This is a genomic window from Planctomyces sp. SH-PL62, from assembly GCF_001610895.1.
Lineage (GTDB): Bacteria > Planctomycetota > Planctomycetia > Isosphaerales > Isosphaeraceae > Paludisphaera.
In genome coordinates, this window is sequence record NZ_CP011273.1 from 771,682 (window position 1) to 788,297 (window position 16,616).

The 16,616-nt window shown below is 69.2% G+C and carries 13 protein-coding genes and 2 tRNA genes; 13 read left to right on the forward strand and 2 right to left on the reverse strand.

The window, feature by feature from the left end:
• Positions 1–209: 209 nt before the first annotated feature.
• The 6 genes from VT85_RS02980 to VT85_RS03010 all read left to right on the forward strand — a co-directional run bounded on the left by VT85_RS02980 (position 210) and on the right by VT85_RS03010 (position 6,471).
• A tRNA-Cys gene (locus VT85_RS02980) sits at positions 210–280 on the forward strand.
• 108 nt (positions 281–388) lie between these two features.
• Positions 389–462 (forward strand) — tRNA-Leu (locus tag VT85_RS02985).
• 434 nt (positions 463–896) lie between these two features.
• Positions 897–2,003 carry a slipin family protein gene (locus VT85_RS02995; protein WP_068410317.1) on the forward strand — a complete coding sequence of 369 codons (1,107 nt, stop codon included), beginning with the start codon at positions 897–899 and terminating at the stop codon, positions 2,001–2,003.
• Positions 2,004–2,236: 233 nt separating this feature from the next.
• A complete protein-coding gene (locus VT85_RS03000) occupies positions 2,237–2,956 on the forward strand; it encodes a PEP-CTERM sorting domain-containing protein (protein WP_156512647.1) in 720 nt (239 codons plus the stop codon).
• A gap of 97 nt (positions 2,957–3,053) precedes the next feature.
• The gene (locus tag VT85_RS03005; protein ID WP_068410324.1) at positions 3,054–3,617 is read left to right on the forward strand and encodes a DUF2239 family protein; all 564 of its coding nucleotides are present in this window, start codon (positions 3,054–3,056) and stop codon (positions 3,615–3,617) included.
• 85 nt (positions 3,618–3,702) lie between these two features.
• Positions 3,703–6,471 (forward strand): carboxypeptidase regulatory-like domain-containing protein, encoded by a 2,769-nt coding sequence (locus VT85_RS03010; RefSeq protein ID WP_068410328.1) that lies wholly within the window; start codon positions 3,703–3,705, stop codon positions 6,469–6,471.
• A 64-nt stretch (positions 6,472–6,535) separates the two neighbouring features.
• Here VT85_RS03010 and VT85_RS03015 read toward each other — a convergent pair whose 3' ends face one another.
• Entirely contained in the window at positions 6,536–7,765 is a 1,230-nt protein-coding gene (locus VT85_RS03015) for a Gfo/Idh/MocA family protein (protein WP_068410331.1), read from the reverse strand.
• Positions 7,766–7,967: 202 nt separating this feature from the next.
• Here VT85_RS03015 and VT85_RS03020 point away from each other — a divergent pair, with 202 nt between their 5' ends.
• Together VT85_RS03020 and VT85_RS03025 are read left to right on the forward strand one after the other, a co-directional pair.
• A complete protein-coding gene (locus VT85_RS03020) occupies positions 7,968–8,234 on the forward strand; it encodes a hypothetical protein (protein ID WP_068410334.1) in 267 nt (88 codons plus the stop codon).
• 306 nt (positions 8,235–8,540) lie between these two features.
• The gene (locus VT85_RS03025; RefSeq protein WP_068421300.1) at positions 8,541–9,947 is read left to right on the forward strand and encodes a DUF1501 domain-containing protein; all 1,407 of its coding nucleotides are present in this window, start codon (positions 8,541–8,543) and stop codon (positions 9,945–9,947) included.
• Between the two features lie 33 nt (positions 9,948–9,980).
• Here the strand turns inward: VT85_RS03025 and VT85_RS03030 are convergent, their stop codons facing one another.
• A complete protein-coding gene (locus tag VT85_RS03030) occupies positions 9,981–10,895 on the reverse strand; it encodes a rhomboid family intramembrane serine protease (RefSeq protein WP_068410337.1) in 915 nt (304 codons plus the stop codon).
• A gap of 181 nt (positions 10,896–11,076) precedes the next feature.
• Here VT85_RS03030 and VT85_RS03035 point away from each other — a divergent pair, with 181 nt between their 5' ends.
• The 5 genes from VT85_RS03035 (at position 11,077) to galK (ending at position 16,616) form a co-directional block, all read left to right on the forward strand.
• Positions 11,077–11,913, forward strand: coding sequence for a hypothetical protein (locus tag VT85_RS03035; RefSeq protein ID WP_068410340.1), 837 nt, complete (start codon positions 11,077–11,079; stop codon positions 11,911–11,913).
• A 284-nt stretch (positions 11,914–12,197) separates the two neighbouring features.
• Complete coding sequence (locus VT85_RS03040; RefSeq protein ID WP_156512649.1) at positions 12,198–12,386, forward strand: hypothetical protein; 189 nt, start codon at positions 12,198–12,200, stop codon at positions 12,384–12,386.
• 158 nt (positions 12,387–12,544) lie between these two features.
• Positions 12,545–13,660, forward strand: coding sequence for a DUF1559 domain-containing protein (locus VT85_RS03045; RefSeq protein ID WP_082858911.1), 1,116 nt, complete (start codon positions 12,545–12,547; stop codon positions 13,658–13,660).
• Between the two features lie 449 nt (positions 13,661–14,109).
• The gene (gene metK / locus VT85_RS03050; protein WP_197491252.1) at positions 14,110–15,267 is read left to right on the forward strand and encodes a methionine adenosyltransferase; all 1,158 of its coding nucleotides are present in this window, start codon (positions 14,110–14,112) and stop codon (positions 15,265–15,267) included.
• A 122-nt stretch (positions 15,268–15,389) separates the two neighbouring features.
• Positions 15,390–16,616, forward strand: coding sequence for a galactokinase (gene galK, locus VT85_RS03055; RefSeq protein WP_068410353.1), 1,227 nt, complete (start codon positions 15,390–15,392; stop codon positions 16,614–16,616).

Here is a 16,616-nt window from a genome sequence, read left to right on the forward strand (position 1 = left end):
ATCGACGTCGTCGCGCGAACTTGAAATCGGTGCGGCGGGTCTCTTGAAAGCCAGGCGGACGACGCAACGCTCACAGAGGAGATCGCCGATCATGGCTCGCTCGAAACGCCGAACCGACCTCGCCCGACGCGCTCGGATCGAGGGGGCGTCGCTACCATCCCCAGGCTGTCCCGCTCTTTGACAATTCGAACGCTGATCCATCTCAAAACGACGCTGGAGCCAGACGGCCAGGCGACCGGCTGCAACCCGGTAGATGTGGGTTCGACTCCCACCAGCGTCTCTTTTCAAGCAAGCTGTCGGCCTCGTCGGCCCCACGGCGCGCCCTCCCCGCTATGCGGTCGGCGGGGCGCGTCCCGCGCGGGGGATTTCAAACGAGGGCGAGGCCGTTGCAGTGGTAGCTCAACTGGATAGAGCATCAGACTAAGAATCTGAGTGTCGCAGGTTCGAATCCTGCCCACAGCCGACGCGCCGGGCGACCGGCGCGTCTCCCAGAGACGCTCACAACGTCTTTGACCATGTCGCCCGAGGGGGGCGGTCGGCCGATCGGTCGGCCCTCGACGACGCCGCGAGGCGGGTCGCGGGCGGCGCCGACGGTCGCCTCGCGGCCCTGGCGGATTCCGCCCCGAACGGACGCCGGCGACGGCGTCGCGAAGGACGGCGATCGAGCGTGTCGACGGGACCCCGGCGCGAGCCGGACCCACGACCCGTTCGGTCCCGCGCCGAGCGACGCCCGGCCCGACTCCCGTCGAGGCTCAAGCCAGGCCCCGCGGCCCGACGCGTGATCGTCGGTCGATCCGTCCCTCGAAGGCTCTCCACCCCCTTGCCAATCCAGGTTTCTTCTTATGAACGATCCCTGACATCAGCGCCCGGGCTCGACCCGGGCGGGAGGCTCCGTCATGTTCGGCATCAAGCGCATCAAGGTCCGCAGCTTCGAGATGGGCCTCCACTTCCGCGACGGCGAGTTCCGGGGCCTGATCACCCCCGGCGACCACTGGCTCTTCGACCCCCTCGGGCGGGTCGACGTCCAGGTCGTGTCGCGCCGGGCGCCGTTCCTGATCCATGAGAAGCTCGACCTCATCGCCGGCTCGGGCGCGCTGAAGGGCTACGCGCAGGTGATCGACCTGCACGACGCCCAGCGCGGCCTGGTCTGGATCGACGGCCGGTTCGCCTCGCTCCTCCCCTCAGGATTGCACGCCTACTGGCTGGAACCCCGACGGGTGCGCGTGGAGGTGGTCGACGTCGGTTCGCCCCGGTTCGAGCATGAGGAGGCGAAGGTCGTGCTCCGCAACGTCGCGGCTCTCGCCTGGCTGGAGACCGGGGCGGTGGGCCGGGGCTGCGTGGGTGTCCTGTTCCTCGACGGCCGGTTCGCCGGCGCGCTGGAGCCTGGCCCCTGGGCCTTCTGGCGAGGCGCGGCCGACGTCCGGGTGGTCGAGGTCGATCTCCGCGAGGCGACCCTGGACGTGGCCGGCCAGGAGATCATGAGCGCGGACAAGGTCTCGCTGCGGATCAACGCCCTGGCGACCTACCGCGTGGTCGACCCCCGCAAGGCCGTCTGCGCCGTCGACGACTTCAAGCAGGCCCTCTACCGCGAGGCCCAGCTCGCCCTGCGGGCGGTCGTCGGCGGCCGCGAGCTCGACGCCTTGCTCGCGGACAAGCAGGCCGTGGCCGTCGAGGCCGCCGGGTTGCTCGCCCCCCGCGCCGCCGAACTCGGCGTGGAGGTCGCCGCCCTGGCCGTCCGCGACCTGATCCTCCCCGGCGACATGAAGGAGCTGATGAACAAGGTGACTGAAGCCCGAAAGGCCGCCGAGGCCGACCTCATCACCCGTCGCGAGGAGACCGCCGCCCTCCGCAGCCAGGCCAACACGGCCCGCCTACTCGCCGACAACCCGACCCTCATGCGGCTCCGCGAACTCGAGGTCCTGGAGAAGATCGCCGCCTGCGGAAAGCTGAACGTGGTGCTCGGCGACGGTCGCCTCTCCGACAAGGTCCTCAACGCCATTTGACCGGCCGGCCGCCACGCCTCGTGCGTCGGTCGGCCGGTTTTGCGCCTACTCAGGCGGTGTTTCGCGGTCGCTACACGTGCTGCCTATTCGTACCGCGGATCTCCGGCGAAGGTGTTATTTGAACCCAATTCGAACGTGGGAGCCGCCAGAATCTGACATCGTGCAGCATGGTTAAGATACGACGAATGAATTTGGTGAACATCAGGTTGGACTGAACATTTTGATCCTGTAGAGTGCTCGCCTCAATCGTACCAAGCAAGAGACGATTGGAATGGGCAGCATCCAGGAGTGTCTCCATGCGTTTGCGTGATTTAGCGTCGACTCGATTCCGCCTTGCGGGTGCGAAACTGCTGGCGATATTGGCCCTCACGGCGAGCTTGTCCGCCCCGGCGACCGCCGAGGAGATTTCCTTTAATTGGGATGCGGACCCGTTCGAGAACTGGGTCAGCTGGGAGGTTCCCGAGCCGACAGACGTCCATGTTCTCCTTGGCTCTCTCTCCCTGGGACCGCACTGGTACTTCGGCGGTATCGAGGTCGACGCCCCCGCGAACATCCTCGGCGAAAGCCTGGCGTATATCCCGTCCCGTCGGCCCCAGTTCGAGTGGTTCACCGCGGACGACGGCCGAAGCGCCGGCGGCATCATGGGGATCTTTCTGCCGAGTCCGGGGACGCACGCAGGCGTCTTCGATCGGGTCTTCCTTCCTGACGGCTCGTCGCGACAGGCGGCGATTCGCGTCTCCGCAACCTATCGGAACTGGGACGATCCGGAGGACCCCCGGAACGAGTACCACAGGACCTTGACCCTCCCCATCTCCATCACGATCTACGCCTCGGCCGACAATCCGGCCATCGTCCCCGAGCCCTCCTCGATCGCTTCGGCCGCCCTTGCGATCGTCGGCCTCGGAGGCTTCGCCGCCCGTCGGCGAATCCGCCGGAACCGACGTGCGGGTTGATTGCCCCCCTGTTTTTCACCCGGGTGTTATTGACCTTGAATTTCGCCCGGGTAAAATCCCTCCGTCTGGTGACTTTTCCCAGAGGGAGGGGGCTGTAATGGACGCGGAACGAAACCGGAGTTGCACGGCGTTCGAGGGGACGAAACGACTGGTCGGGGGGAGCGTGGTCGATGTGGCCGCCGCGGTCAAGCGTCGGCTCGACTCCGGCGCGTCGGATCCGATGCTCCTGTTCGACGACGTGACGGGGGAGCAGTTCGAGCTCGATTTCCAGGGGACTCCGGAAGAGGTCCTGGGGAGGCTGGGGCCGGCGGCCGACGCGCCGAAGGGGCCGGGGAGACCCAAACTCGGGGTCGTCGCGCGTGAGGTGACGCTCCTGCCCCGGCACTGGGAATGGCTCGGCGAGCAACCGGGCGGGGCGTCGGTCGCGCTTCGGAAGCTCGTCGACGAGGCCCGCAAGGCCCACGTCGACAAGGACCGAGTCCGCAAGGGCCGCGACGCCGCCTACCGGTTCCTCGTCGCGATGGGCGGCAACCTCGCGGGCTTCGAGGAGGCCAACCGCGCCTTGTTCGCGGGCGATCCCGAGAAGTTCGCCGCCGAGACCGAGGCGTGGCCCGTCGACGTCCGAGATTACGCCCGGACTCTGGCCCGAGCCGCCTTCTGACAGATGTCTCTTGACTCGGCCCCGCCGGCCTATGACGCTTGTCCTTGAGGATGAACTTCGGGACCAACGTGGAAGGAGGCGGGGCATGGTCAAAGCGCGTATATGGTGGGCGGTCCTGGTCGGAGCGATGCTCGGGGGTGAGGCGGTCGGCGAGCCCCTCCAGGGGTCGGTCGCGGCCGAGAACGGCAAACCGGCGGCCGGCGCGCGGGTCTGGGCCGCGAGGCTATGGATCCAGCAGCTCGACCGCGTCGAGGCGGTCGCCGGCGACGAGGGGAATTTCACGCTGGAACTCGCGCCCGGGACCTGGTTGCTCAACGCGAGCCTGGGCGATCAGGGCCTCGGGCGATTCCAGACGGCCGAAGTGCAGGCGGGGCGCGAGCCTGATCCCGCCAGGCTGCGGCTGTCTCCGCAAGGCCTCCTTCGCGGTCGGCTGATCGAGGCCGAGTCGGGTAGGCCGATCGCGGGGGCCCGGTTCGTGCTGGACGACGGCCGCGACCCGACGACCGATCAGGATGGTCGGTTCGAGGTCCCCGCCCTGGGCCGAGAGAACTCCCACGAGGCGTTCGTCGTCGCCCCTGGGCGCGAGCGCAAGCGGGTGCTGTTCGAGATGTCCGAGGGGCCGACGACCGACCTGGAAGTCCCCATCCCGCGCGGGGCGAAGGTCGTCGGCCGCGTCCTCGACCTCGACGGTCGACCGGTCCCGGACGCGCGGGTCGGCCGCTCGACGTCGGGCTCGGGCCTCTCGCTCACGGGCCTCTGGGTCCGGGCCGACGCGGAAGGCCGATTCGAGTACGACGGCGTGGTCTCCGACCGCTCCACCTGGCTCGGGGCCGCCGCGCCGGGGTTCCAGGACGCCGAGCGGAGCGCCTTCCGGACCGGGGCGGACGATCCGCCGTTCGCCCTGGATTTTCGGCTCGCCCGCAAGCCTTCGGCCGACGCCCCGAAGCCCGCCGCCGAGGCCGTCGCCAAGGCGTCCCCGCCGCCGGCCGAGGCCCCGAACCGTCGCCACGTCGTCGGCGTCGCGCTCGGTCCCGACGGCCGGCCGGTCGTCGGCGCCTCGGCGCGATGGGGCGTCGACCGATCGAACGAGACGATCGAGACCCGGACCGACGAGCGGGGGAGGTTCCGGCTGGCGTTCGTCCCCGTCGAGGCGGGCGTCGTCTGCGTCCTGCCCGCCGACGGCGCCCTCGCGCCGGGACTCGCGCAGGTGCCCGCCGTGGGCGACCAGGAAGTAAAGGTGGAACTGGCGAAGGGGCTCACGCTCAAGGGGATCGTCCACGACTCCCAGGGCGAGCCGTTCGCGGGCGTGATGGTCCTGCCCACCGTCGACGTCCCCGGCCAGCGGCAGATGGCCCTCTTCGAACGCCGCACCGAGACCGACGCCGAAGGGCGGTTCGACGTTTCCGGCCTCCCCGCCGAAGGGGTGAAGTTCACCTTCCTCCGCCAAGGCGTGAGCGACCTGCGCGACCAGGAGTTGCCGCTCGATCGGGATGCGGACGTCTTGATGTCGGCCGCGGGAGCGATCCGGGGCAAGGTCGTCGGCCCGGATGGGGAGCCCGTGCGGAACTTCCGCGTGCTGCTGAACGGGCCTCGGGAACGGAAGCCCGACGACGTCTTCGGCGGCTTCTTCGCGGGCTTCTGCGGCATCGGCCTGAGCTACACGTCCGACGACGGCTCATTCCTGATCCGCAACCTGGGCGCGAACTCCGTCCAGCGGGTGACGGTCCTGGCGTCCGGCTTCGGCGAAGTCTCCATCGATCGCGTGATCGCCGAGCCGCTCGACCGCCTGCCCGCCGATCGGGCCGTCGCGTTCTCCCTCCCGAAGCCGCACGCGCTCCGCGTCCGGGCCGTTGAAGTGGGGACCGAGAAGCCGGTCGCCGGCGTCCGTGCGGCCGTGATCCTGGAGGACCCGGCGGTCGACGCGAATTTCGCCTGGGGCTACCACGACTCCGCCTGGGGCGATTCGGTCCAGGCGCGCGGCGACGCCCAGGGGGTCGCGGATTTCACCCCCCTCTCATTCGCCGAGGGGACGATCACCGTGCAGGCGCCGGGCTACGGCCGTCGCCACGTCGGCTGGCGCGACGGGGCCGAGGAGGTCGTCGTCGAGCTGACGCCCGAGGCGGTCGTCTCCGGCGAGCTTCGAGATTCCGGGACCGGCCGTCCCCTGGAGTCGGCCGTGGTCAACCTCGCCCTCGTAGGCGGCGGCCAGGTGAGCACGACCGTCGAGCCCGCCGACGCCGGCCGCTTCCGGGTCGACGGCCTCCCTCCTGGCGAGTACGGCCTGTCGATCTCCGTCCCCTTCGGTCCGACGCTCCACACCGAGCGCCTGACCCTCAAGGCCGGTCAGGAGGCCCGGCGCGACCTGAAGCTCTCGCGCGAGGAGGCCGCCGCCGCGATGGCCAGGCCCCGTCCGGCCGCTCCCCGCTTCAAGCTCGGCGACGCCGCGCCCGACTTCGAAGCCAGGACCCTCGACGACAAGCCGACGGCGCTCAAGGAGTTCCGGGGCAAGTTCGTCCTGCTCGACTTCTGGGCGACCTGGTGCGGCCCCTGCGTCGCCGAGGCCCCGCACCTGCAAGCCGTCCACGAGGCGTTCGGCGACGACCCCCGGTTCGCGATGATCAGCCTCAGCCTCGACGCCACTCGGGCCGAGGTCGTCAAGTTCCTGAAGGACAAGCCCCAGCCCTGGACCCAGGTCTTCCTCGGCGACTGGTCGACCGACGAGGTCACCAAGACGTACGGCGTGGACGGCATCCCCGCGATCTTCCTGCTCGACCCCGACGGCAAGATCGTCGCCCAGGATCTCCGAGGCGCGAAGATCAAGGAGGCCGTCGCGCGGGCGCTCGAAAAGGAGTGACCCGACGATTCGGCCGCCTCCCCCTGGCTTCGGGAGGAGGCGGCCGATCCGGCGTGCGGCGGGCTCAGACGATCTCTTCGGTCGCGGGGTCCCAGCGGACGGTCGTGCCGCGGCGGTAGGCTTCGATGGCCATGCGGCAGGCGACGGCGGTGCGGAAGCCCAGCTCGAAGGGGGAGTTCGGCTCGCTCCGGCTGCGGACGCAGTCGAAGAAGTTCTGGAGGTGCAGCCCGGTGGGGTTCTTGAAGCTCCCCTCGGGGGCGTCCCGCTCCACCTTCTTGCCGTTCGGGACGACGTGCATCAGGTCGGCCAGCGAGTGGACCAGGGTCCCCTTGGTGCCGAACAGCAGGTTGCGGCCCTCGCCGTAGAAGCCGTTGCCGAACATCGAGGTGAAGGTGAAGAGGAGGTTCTCCGGGTGCTTCATCGTCACCTGGAAGGCGTCGGGCGGGTTCATCCTGGGGGACTGGAAGTTGCCGCCGGTGGAGCTGACGGTCTCGGGGATCGAGAGGTCGAGCGCGGCGAACCAGAAGGCCGCGATGTGGACCATGTTCTCGTAGACGTTGCCGCCGGAGTAGTCCCAGTAGAACCGCCAGTTGAACAGCCGGTCGGCGTCGAACGGGACTCGCTTGGCGTCCCCCTGGAAGGCGTTCCAGTCGACCTGCGAGGCGTCGAAGTCCTTGGGGACTTCTCGGGTCCAGCCGCCGTACGGGGTCTGGCGGAAGTGGTGGGTCTCCAGCAGCGAGATCGCCCCCAGTTCGCCCGCCTTCACCTGTTCGCGGACCTTCTGCACGCCGCCGCTGGAATTCCACTGGAGCCCGACCTGGACGACCCGGCCCGAGCCGTCGAGCGCGTTGCGCATCTGGCGCGCGTGCTCGGCGTTGAAGGCCATGGTCTTCTCTTGATAGACGTCCTTGCCGGCCCCGACGGCGTCGACGAAATGGCGGGCGTGGAGGTGCTGGGGCGTGGCGATGAGGACGGCGTCGATCGACGCATCGTCGAGCAGCTTGCGGTGGTCCTGCATCGTCGCGACGTCGGGCGCGATCTTCCTGGCCTCGTCGAACCGGCCGGTGTAGGCGTCGGCGACGGCGACGACCTCGACGTTGGGGCAGGTCAGGGCCGCCTTGAGGATCTCCTTGCCCCGCGACCCGGCCCCGATGAGGCCGAACCGGATCCGGTCGTTGGCCCCGATGACCCGGCCGGCCCCCCCCCCGGAGGTCGCGGCCGAAACCCTCGCCGACGCGCCCGCGAGCGCCGCGCCCGCCGCCAACGTCCCCAGGAAATCGCGACGATTCGACATGAACAGGCTCCGATTGAGGAAGGGGTTGGCCCCGAGGGGTCGAGTCCGAAACAGCCCCCATCATACCGACTTCGCCCATCGTCGCCCGTCCACGGCCGGGACTTGAGGAATTTTCGGGATTCGCGTGGACGGATCCATGCGATTCGTTAGGATGCCCGCGTTGGATTCTCGCCGAAGTCGTTTTACCAAGGAGGGTGAAACCATGAAGCGGCCTTTCGCTCTGGGCGATCTCGTGGCCTTTCAGACCACCACCGGACGCGCCTCGCAAGGGATCGTGATCCACCGGATCGTCGAGAAACGCCAGCCGACGATCTTCCTCATCGAATGCGACGACCACCGCCGGGCCTTCCGGTTCGAAACCGAGCTCTCCCTGCTCGCCGCCGCCGAGACCGACGAAGCCGCCGCCCTGCCGCGCTTCGAGTCGGCCGCCGCCGTCCACGCCTTCGCCTCCGTCGGCGCCGACGACTGATCGATCGATACACCCCGCTCGCGATCGGTCGCCCCCGTCGAACGCCGGAATCGCATCGGCCAGGCGAGCCCATCGCGAGACCCCTTCCAAACCTCCCGCCGAGGCCCACCGACTTCGGCGTCGCAAAAAATCCCGTTCCGGCGCCGAGAGCCGTCCGGTCGCCCGCCGTCGTCCGGGTCGGACGCCTGATTGGCGGTGGCGTCGGGCCGCGGCATCGGCTCTAATCGCGGTGACCGACGACGCATGGGGCCCGGCGGCGACCGGTTCGCCGACGGCCCTCGTCGTCCGTGGACGCGAGGCCGAGCCATGCTGGACCTGTACGATCGGGATGCCCGACTCAATCGCCGATCCTTCCTGCGCATCGGCGGCACGGCCGCGATCGGCGCCGGGGGGCTGAGCCTGTCGGACCTGGCCTCGCTGCGGGCCCGGGCTGAGACGATCCCGGGCGTGCTGACGGGGAAGTCGGTCATCTTCCTCTTCCTGCACGGCGGGCCGAGCCAGTTCGAGACGTTCGACCCCAAGATGAACATGCCGGACCGGATCCGGAGCGCCACGGGCGAACTCGCCACGAGCCTGCCGGGGGTCACCTTCGGGCGGTCGTTCCCCGGCCTGGCCGCGAGGGCCGATCGGCTCAACATCGTCCGGTCGTACGTGCCGGGCGACGCCAACCACGACCTGAAGCCGCTGGTCGGCCGCGACAGCTTCGGTTCGAATCTCGGCTCGGTGTACTCGCGGGTCGCCGGCGCCAACGACCCTGGGACCGGGATGCCGACCAACGTCGTCCTCTTCCCCCGCGCCGTCGACCCCTCGGCGCGGCCCGTCACGACGAGCTTCGGCCGGTTCAACGCGACCGGCCCGCTCTCCGCGGCCCACGCCCCGTTCGACCCTAGCCAGGGGGGAGACGCCGCCGGCTCCCTGAGCCTGGCCTTCCCCCGCGAGCGGCTCGACGACCGCCGCGCCCTGCTCGCCTCGCTGGACGGGCTGGCGCGCCGGCTCGACAGCGACCGGACGCTCGAAGGGGTCGAGGGGATGTGGGACCAGGCCTGCCGGCTCCTCAACGGCGGGCTGGCCGAGGCGTTCGACCTGGGCCGGGAAGACCCCCGGCTCGTGGCCCGATACGACACCGCGCCCCTGGTCAAGCCCGACGCCATCGACAAGAAGTGGAAGAACCACAGGAACTACGCCGACAACGCCAGATCGCTGGGCAAGCTGCTGCTGCTCGCCCGCCGCCTCTGCGAGCGCGGCTGCGGGTTCGTCACGGTGACGACCAACTTCGTCTGGGACATGCACGCCGACGAGAACAACGCCACGATGGAAGAGGGGATGCGCTACATGGGCCCCCCGCTCGACCACGCCCTCTCCGCGTTCGTCGACGACCTGCACGCCCGAGGGCTCGACGAGAAGATCCTGCTCGTCGCCTGCGGCGAGATGGGCCGATCGCCCCGGATCAACGGCCAGGGAGGGCGCGACCACTGGGGGAACCTCGGCCCCCTGCTCCTGACCGGCGGGGGCCTCCCCTCCGGCCAGGTGATCGGCCTCTCCAATCGAGACGGCTCCGCGCCGCAGTCGCAGGCCGTCACCGCCCGCCACCTGATCGCCACCATCATGCACACCCTGTTCGACGTCGCCCAGCTCCGCCTCGTCCCCAGCCTCCCCCGCGAGTTCTCCCAGACCATGATCGGCTGGGAACCGATCCCCGGGCTCTTCGCCTGAGGCGGGCCGTCGGGCTCTCGCCCCGGGGGGCGTTCAGAACTTCAGCAGCCCCAGCGCCATGCCGACGGCCAGGCCGGAGAGGTGGGCCATGTTGGCGACGGGGCCGACGGCGCCGGTCATGCAGAGGACGAGCCAGCCGAGGAGGATGACGGTGTTGGTGGAGTCGATGCGGAGCCCTTCCTCCGGGTGGTTCTCGCCCATCATCCAGACGTAGCCGAAGAGGGCGTAGTTGACGCCCGAGAGGCCGCCGAAGGTGTAGAAACGGGTCCCGTCCGGGTTGGCGTGGAGTCGCTCCATGTAGAGGTACTCGGCGAGGTTCGACAGGACGGCCGAGCCGACGATCAGGGCCAGGAGCTTCCAGCGCCCGCGACGGAGCTCGATGGCCGTCCCCAGGGTCATCGTCCACCAGCAGTTGAACAGGATGTGCAACGGCGAGAAGTGGAGGAACATCGGCGTCACCAGCCGCCAGACCTGTCCGGCGAGGATGTCGGTGAGGCCCTGGTGGGGACGGAGGTCGGGCGGGCCCTTGAACCAGTCGAAGAAGCTGAGCGCGGTGACCGTCCTGACCCGGTACGCCGTGTTCTGGAGCAGGAAGACGATGATCGCGATCGCGACGGTGATCGTCGTGATCGGGCGGCGGCGGAAGGTCGGGGCGGTCCATAGCTCGCCGGCGTCGCGGTCGTTCTTGCGGAACTCGCGGTCGAGCTTCGCCTCTTTCTTGCGGGTCTCGCGGGCCGCCCGGGCGGTCTCCCGGAACCTCGCATCGCCCGGCGCGGCGAGGTAGGCTTCCAACTCCTCGCGGGCCCTGGCGACGTGGTCCTCGTCGATGATCCAGACCGCCCAGCCGTCGGGTCGCCGGTCGAACCGGGACTTCATGCCGAGACCCAGCAGGTGGTCTTCCAGCACGTCGGGGTCGAAGTTTTTGGGGAGTTCGCCGATCTGGCGCAAGGCTGAGTCCTTCCGTCGTCGAGCCGCGGGGGAGGGCGGGGAAAGGCGCGATTATCGCAAGTCCGAGGGCGTCCTCCCAGAGCCTTTCGCAGGCCTCGCCGCGCGGTTGGCGGGCGGGCTTCACGCGCGTTAGGATTGGAGACGCCTCAAGTCAGCCCGTCGTCGCGGAGATCCACCGGCCATGCCCAACGCCCCGTCGCTGTACCGCCTGGTGATCTTCGACGCGATCGAAGATCCCAAAGAGCTGCGCGAGCTGATCTGCAAGACGACCGGCGCACACCCGACCGACGCGGTCCAGTGGCTCGCCCGGACGCCCGGCCTCTGGCCCTGGCCGCTCGACGAGGCGACGACGAAGGCCCTGCTGGACGGCCTGTACGAGTTCGGGATCGCGGCCGAGGCGCGACGGCTGGACCAGTTCCCCGAACTCGGCGCCCCGAGGACCATCCACCGCGCCGCCTGCCTGGACGAAGGGCTGCGGATCGAGGGCCTGCGCGGCGAGCCGACGCACTGGGTCCCCTGGGAGCGCGTCGAGCTGGTCTGCGCGGGGAGGATCGGCGGCGACGAGGCCGGCGGCTCGCCCCAGCCGCGATGGCCGTCGGCCGTGGTGTCGGGCGTGCGGGCGCTCGCCCTGCGCAAGCCCCGGCCGCTGAACCTCCGCTCCGCGAGGACCGTCCGCGAGCCGGTCGCCGAGGTCCTGGTGGTTCGCAACGAACCCCGCGTCACGTTCCGGTTCGTCGAGAACCAGATGAACTTCGCCTACCTGGGCGATCGCCTTCGCGGGTCCGCCGCTGAGAACTTCCCTCTCTTCCTGGCCGACCTTTGCGACAAGGCGAAGGGGGCCTACCTTAGCGATTCGACCCGATCGCTGATCGAGGCCCGCGACCCCGGCGAGCACGATTTCCCTACCTCGCAGGCCCTGCTGGAGCACGCCACGATCCAACTCCTCTGGTCGTGGTATCGCCGCGACCGCCAGGCCTGGAATGAGAAGCTGGAAGAGAACGAAGGCGAGGCCTCCTGATCTCCCGAGTCCCCGTTCAGCCGCACCCCGCCCCCTCCCCGCCTTCCCCAGGATCCTTCCTAATTACGCGGTTCAGCCCCTTGACATGTGGGCGTCCGTGGTCCACGGTATCTGACCCCGATGAACTTCGTTTATCGGAGTGTCCGCGCGGTTTGGCTACGATCGCGACCTGGGTTCGATCCGGGCCTGGTTCGCGCCTCATCGTCCAGACGTGCGCAGTTACGCGTTGATTCGAGTTCGCCGGGTGGGCAGAGTCCCCGGCGCAGATGGGAGCTGTCGGTCGAATGATGAGCATGAAGCGCAGCCTGGCCCTCGCCGTCGTGACGGCCGCGATCACGTCCGTCGGCTGCAGCGGCGGCGATTACATCCCCCTGGCCAAGGTGGAGGACTCCAAGGAGCAGCCTTCCAGCGGCGCGGTCCCGAAGAAGCCCGGCGGTGTCGCCGGGAGCCCGACGACTCCGGTCTACAAGTGATCTCCAGAGCCTCTTGACCCGCATGCGGATCGACCAGGCCGGCCCACGAGATCCCGCACGGGATGCTTCGGCCCATCGCGTTCGACCCCACCGCGGGCGGTTCGTCCCTCCCGCCCTCTCTCGCACCGAACCAGGAAGCCCAGGAGAATTTGTTTAAGATGACTCCGACGATCGATCGGCCGCGGAACAGCCGCGGCTTCACGCTGATTGAATTGCTGGTGGTGATCGCGATCATCGCCGTCCTCATCGCGTTGCTCCTTCCCGCCGTGCAGTCGGCTCGCGAGGCCGCTCGCCGCGCCCAGTGCACGAACAACCTCAAGCAGATGGGGTTGGCCCTCCATAACTATCATTCCGCGATCGGTAGTTTCCCCCCGGGCGGCAACAGGCCCGGCCTCTTGACCGGCGAGCCCGGCCACGCCTGGGGTTGCTGGAGCGCCCACGCGATGATGTTGCCTTACATGGAGCAGCAGCCGCTGTACAGCTCGATCAACTTCAACGTCGCGAGCGTCGGCGACAGCACCATGGGGAATCATTTCAACACCACGTCGGTGACGAGCGTGATCGGCGCCTTCCTGTGCCCATCCTCGCCGAAATTCCCGGGCGGGGCCGACTTTTACGGCCGCCCGTTCCCCGGCAACAACTACTTCGTCTCGGTCGGGTCGAGCCTGAACCAGTACGGGCGAGGCGGCTACTACGGCCCCGGTCCCAACGGCCCGTTCGAGGTGCTCGGCGGCGTCTTCTCCACGGCGGACATCACCGACGGCACGTCCAACACCATCTTCATGGGCGAGTGGCGCACCGGCGACAACGATGCGAACAAGTTGTCCGTCCCGCAGGACATCATCGCCACCTCCGGCTATCCGCCGAACATGGCGGACGGCTCGCCGCTCATGAACATGCCCGCCGGCGGCGCATCGCTGAACCAGTGGCTTTCGAGCACCTGCGTCTCCCAGGCGACGGCCAGCGTGGGCACGGACAAGAACGTCAGCCTCATCGGGCAGAAGTGGTGCCAGGGGTTGTTCGCCAGCGCCGTGGGCAACGTCCTGACCCCGCCCAACTCCAACTATCCCAACTGCACGATCTGGGTGTGGGGCGGCGACACCGACGGCACCGCCGGCGGCAACGTCGGCCTGAGCAGCTTCCACTCCGGCGGCGCCAACGTGCTGTTCGGGGACGGCTCGGTCCGGTTCCTGAAGTCCACGACCAACCAGCTCGTCCTCTGGGGCCTCGGCTCGCGGAACCAGGGCGAGGTCATCAGCTCGGACGCCTACTGAGTGATCGACGGCGTCCCCGAGCCCTTTCGCGGACGCCGCCCGCTCTCGATCATCGCCCCGCCCGCGGACCGTTTCGGTGCTGCGGGCGGGGCGTTTTCGTGGACGCCCGGGGGCCACCCGTCGCGGTGTCCCTCCACCGATATTATGGGGGGACTTCGCCCGGACTCTGGTCTTCTTCCCAAAATCGAGGGGGATTGCTAGACTCGATCCTCAGCCATGGCTGTCGGCTCGCGCGTCTGAGTCCCCGCCGGGGCCCGCCACGTCCCCCTGCCGCGAGGTGGGCCGGCTCGACCGGTTTGGGAGGTGTTCGCGACGGATTCCAACAGGTCTTGCATCCGGGGCGCCGCCGACTTCGAGCCGGCCGAGACGGCGTCCGAGGCCGCATCGGTAGGAGACGATCGAACGTGTCACAGAAAGACCGCTACCTGTTCACCAGCGAGTCCGTGTCGATGGGCCATCCCGACAAGATGGCCGACCAGATCTCCGACGGGATCCTGGACGCCATCCTGGAGCAAGACCCCCACGCCCGGGTCGCCTGCGAGTCGCTCCTGACGACCGGCCTCGTGGTGCTGGCGGGCGAGATCACCACCAAGGCGATGGTCGACTACCCGACGATCGTCCGTCAGGTGGTCCGGGACATCGGCTACACCTCGAGCGATCAGGGCTTCGACGGCACCACCTGCGCCGTGATGGTGGCCCTCGGCAAGCAGTCGCCGGACATCGCCATGGGCGTGAACGAGGACGCCGACAAGGGCAAGGACGTCGGAGCCGGCGACCAGGGCATGATGTTCGGCTTCGCCTGCAACGAGACGCCCGAGCTGATGCCGCTGCCGATCGCGCTGGCGCACCGGGTCATCAACAAGATCACCGAGCTCCGGCAGAACGGCACGATCCCCTGGCTCCGCCCCGACGCCAAGAGCCAGGTCTCGGTGGAGTACGAAGGCTACACGCCGATCCGGGTCGACACCGTGGTGGTCTCCACCCAGCACGATCCGGGCGTGACCCACGAGGAGATCTGCAAGCGGGTGCAGGCCGAGGTCATCGACCCGTGCATCCCGACCGAGCTGATCTCGGGCAAGATCACCTACCACATCAATCCGACGGGCAACTTCGTGATCGGCGGCCCGCACGGCGACTCGGGCGTCACCGGGCGGAAGATCATCGTCGACACCTACGGCGGCATGGGTCGCCACGGCGGCGGCGCCTTCAGCGGCAAGGACCCCACAAAGGTCGACCGCTCGGCCGCCTACATGGCCCGCTACGTCGCCAAGAACATCGTCGCCGCCGGCCTGGCCGAGCGCTGCGAGATCCAGCTCGCCTACGCCATCGGCGTCTCCGAGCCGGTCAGCATCCACGTCGACACCTTCGGGACCGGCACGATCGCCGATTCGAAGATCGCCGAGCTGGTGCGCAAGACGTTCCCGCTGACCCCGGCGGGCATCATCAAGCACCTCGACCTGCGCAAGCCGATCTACCGGAAGACCGCCAGCGGCGGCCACTTCGGTCGGACCGACGCCGACTTCACCTGGGAGCGGACCGACAAGGCCGACGCCCTCCGCAGCGCCGCCGCGTCCGCCGCCCCGGCGGCCGTCGCCGCCGCCGTCTGACCCGGTCGGTCGATCGATCGACCCGAACCCCTCGACGGCGATCGAGGACGGCCGCCCTGGCGCGGCCTCCCGATCGCCGTCGCGCCGTCTCGCACCTCTCGCCAATCCAGGATCCTCCCACGATGCCCCCCCTTGAACTGGAAGCCGCCGCCGCGAGGGCTTTCAAGGCCGAGTACGGCGCGGAGGCGGAAATCGCCGCCCGCGCCCCCGGCCGCGTCGAACTGCTGGGCAACCACACCGACTACAACGGCGGACTCGTCATGGCCGCCGCCGTCGACCGCTACACCGCCGTCGTCGGTCGGGCCCGTCCCGGGCGCGAAGGCCGGGTCTACGCCGCCAACTTCGAGGGCTCCGCGCGCTTCCCCCTCGCCGACGTCACCCGGGGCGAGGTCGGCACCTGGCCGAACTACGTCAAGGGGGTGGTCTGGGCGATGCAGGAGGCCCTGGGTGCCGAGCTGACGAACGGCTTCGAAATCGCCGTGGCCGGGGAAGTCCCCCTCGGCGCCGGGCTTTCCTCCTCGGCGAGTCTCCAGGCGTCGGTCGCCTTCTTCCTGCTCCAGGCCGGCGTCGCGCCGGGCAAGACGATCGACCAGTACGTCGGCGAAACGTCCGACGTCGCGCGGATGGACCTCGCGATGGTCCTCCGACGCTCGGAGAACGCTTTCGTCGGCGTCTCCTCGGGCCTGCTCGACCAGTTCTCCAGCCTCTTCGGCCGTCAGGACCACGCCCTGTTCCTGGATTGCCAGTCGCTTGAGTTCGCCCGAGTGCCGCTGGGCTCGCCCGGTCCGGCGATCGTGGTCTGCGATTCCAAGACCTCGCGACGACTGGCCGACGGCATGTACAACCGCCGCTTCGCCGAGTGCAACGCCGTCGTCGACTTCTTCAAGGCGAGGAAAGGCGATTCCGTCGCCCTGCTTCGCGACGTCTCCCTCGCCGAGCTGGAAGAAAGCTGGGACGCGCTCGATGCGACCTGCCGCAAGCGGGCCCGGCACGTCTTGACGGAGAATCAGCGGGTGCGCGAGGGCGTCGCCGCGCTCCGCGCCGGCGATCTCGTGGGCTTCGGCAAGTTGATCTCCGCCTCCCACGCCTCCAGCCGCGACGACTTCGAGAACAGCTCCCCGGCGCTCGACGCGCTGGTCGAGGCCGCGGAGGAGGCCCCGGGATTCCTCGGCGGCAAGCTCTCGGGCGCGGGCTGGGCCGGCTGCACGGTCAATCTCGTCGAGGCCGACAAGGCTGAGGAGTTCACCGAGGCCGTCCGCCGCGGTTACTTCCAACGCCAGAACCTGGAAGCCGACGTTCACATCTGCCGCGCCGCCGAAGGCGCGTCGAGCCGACCGCTCGAAGGCTGA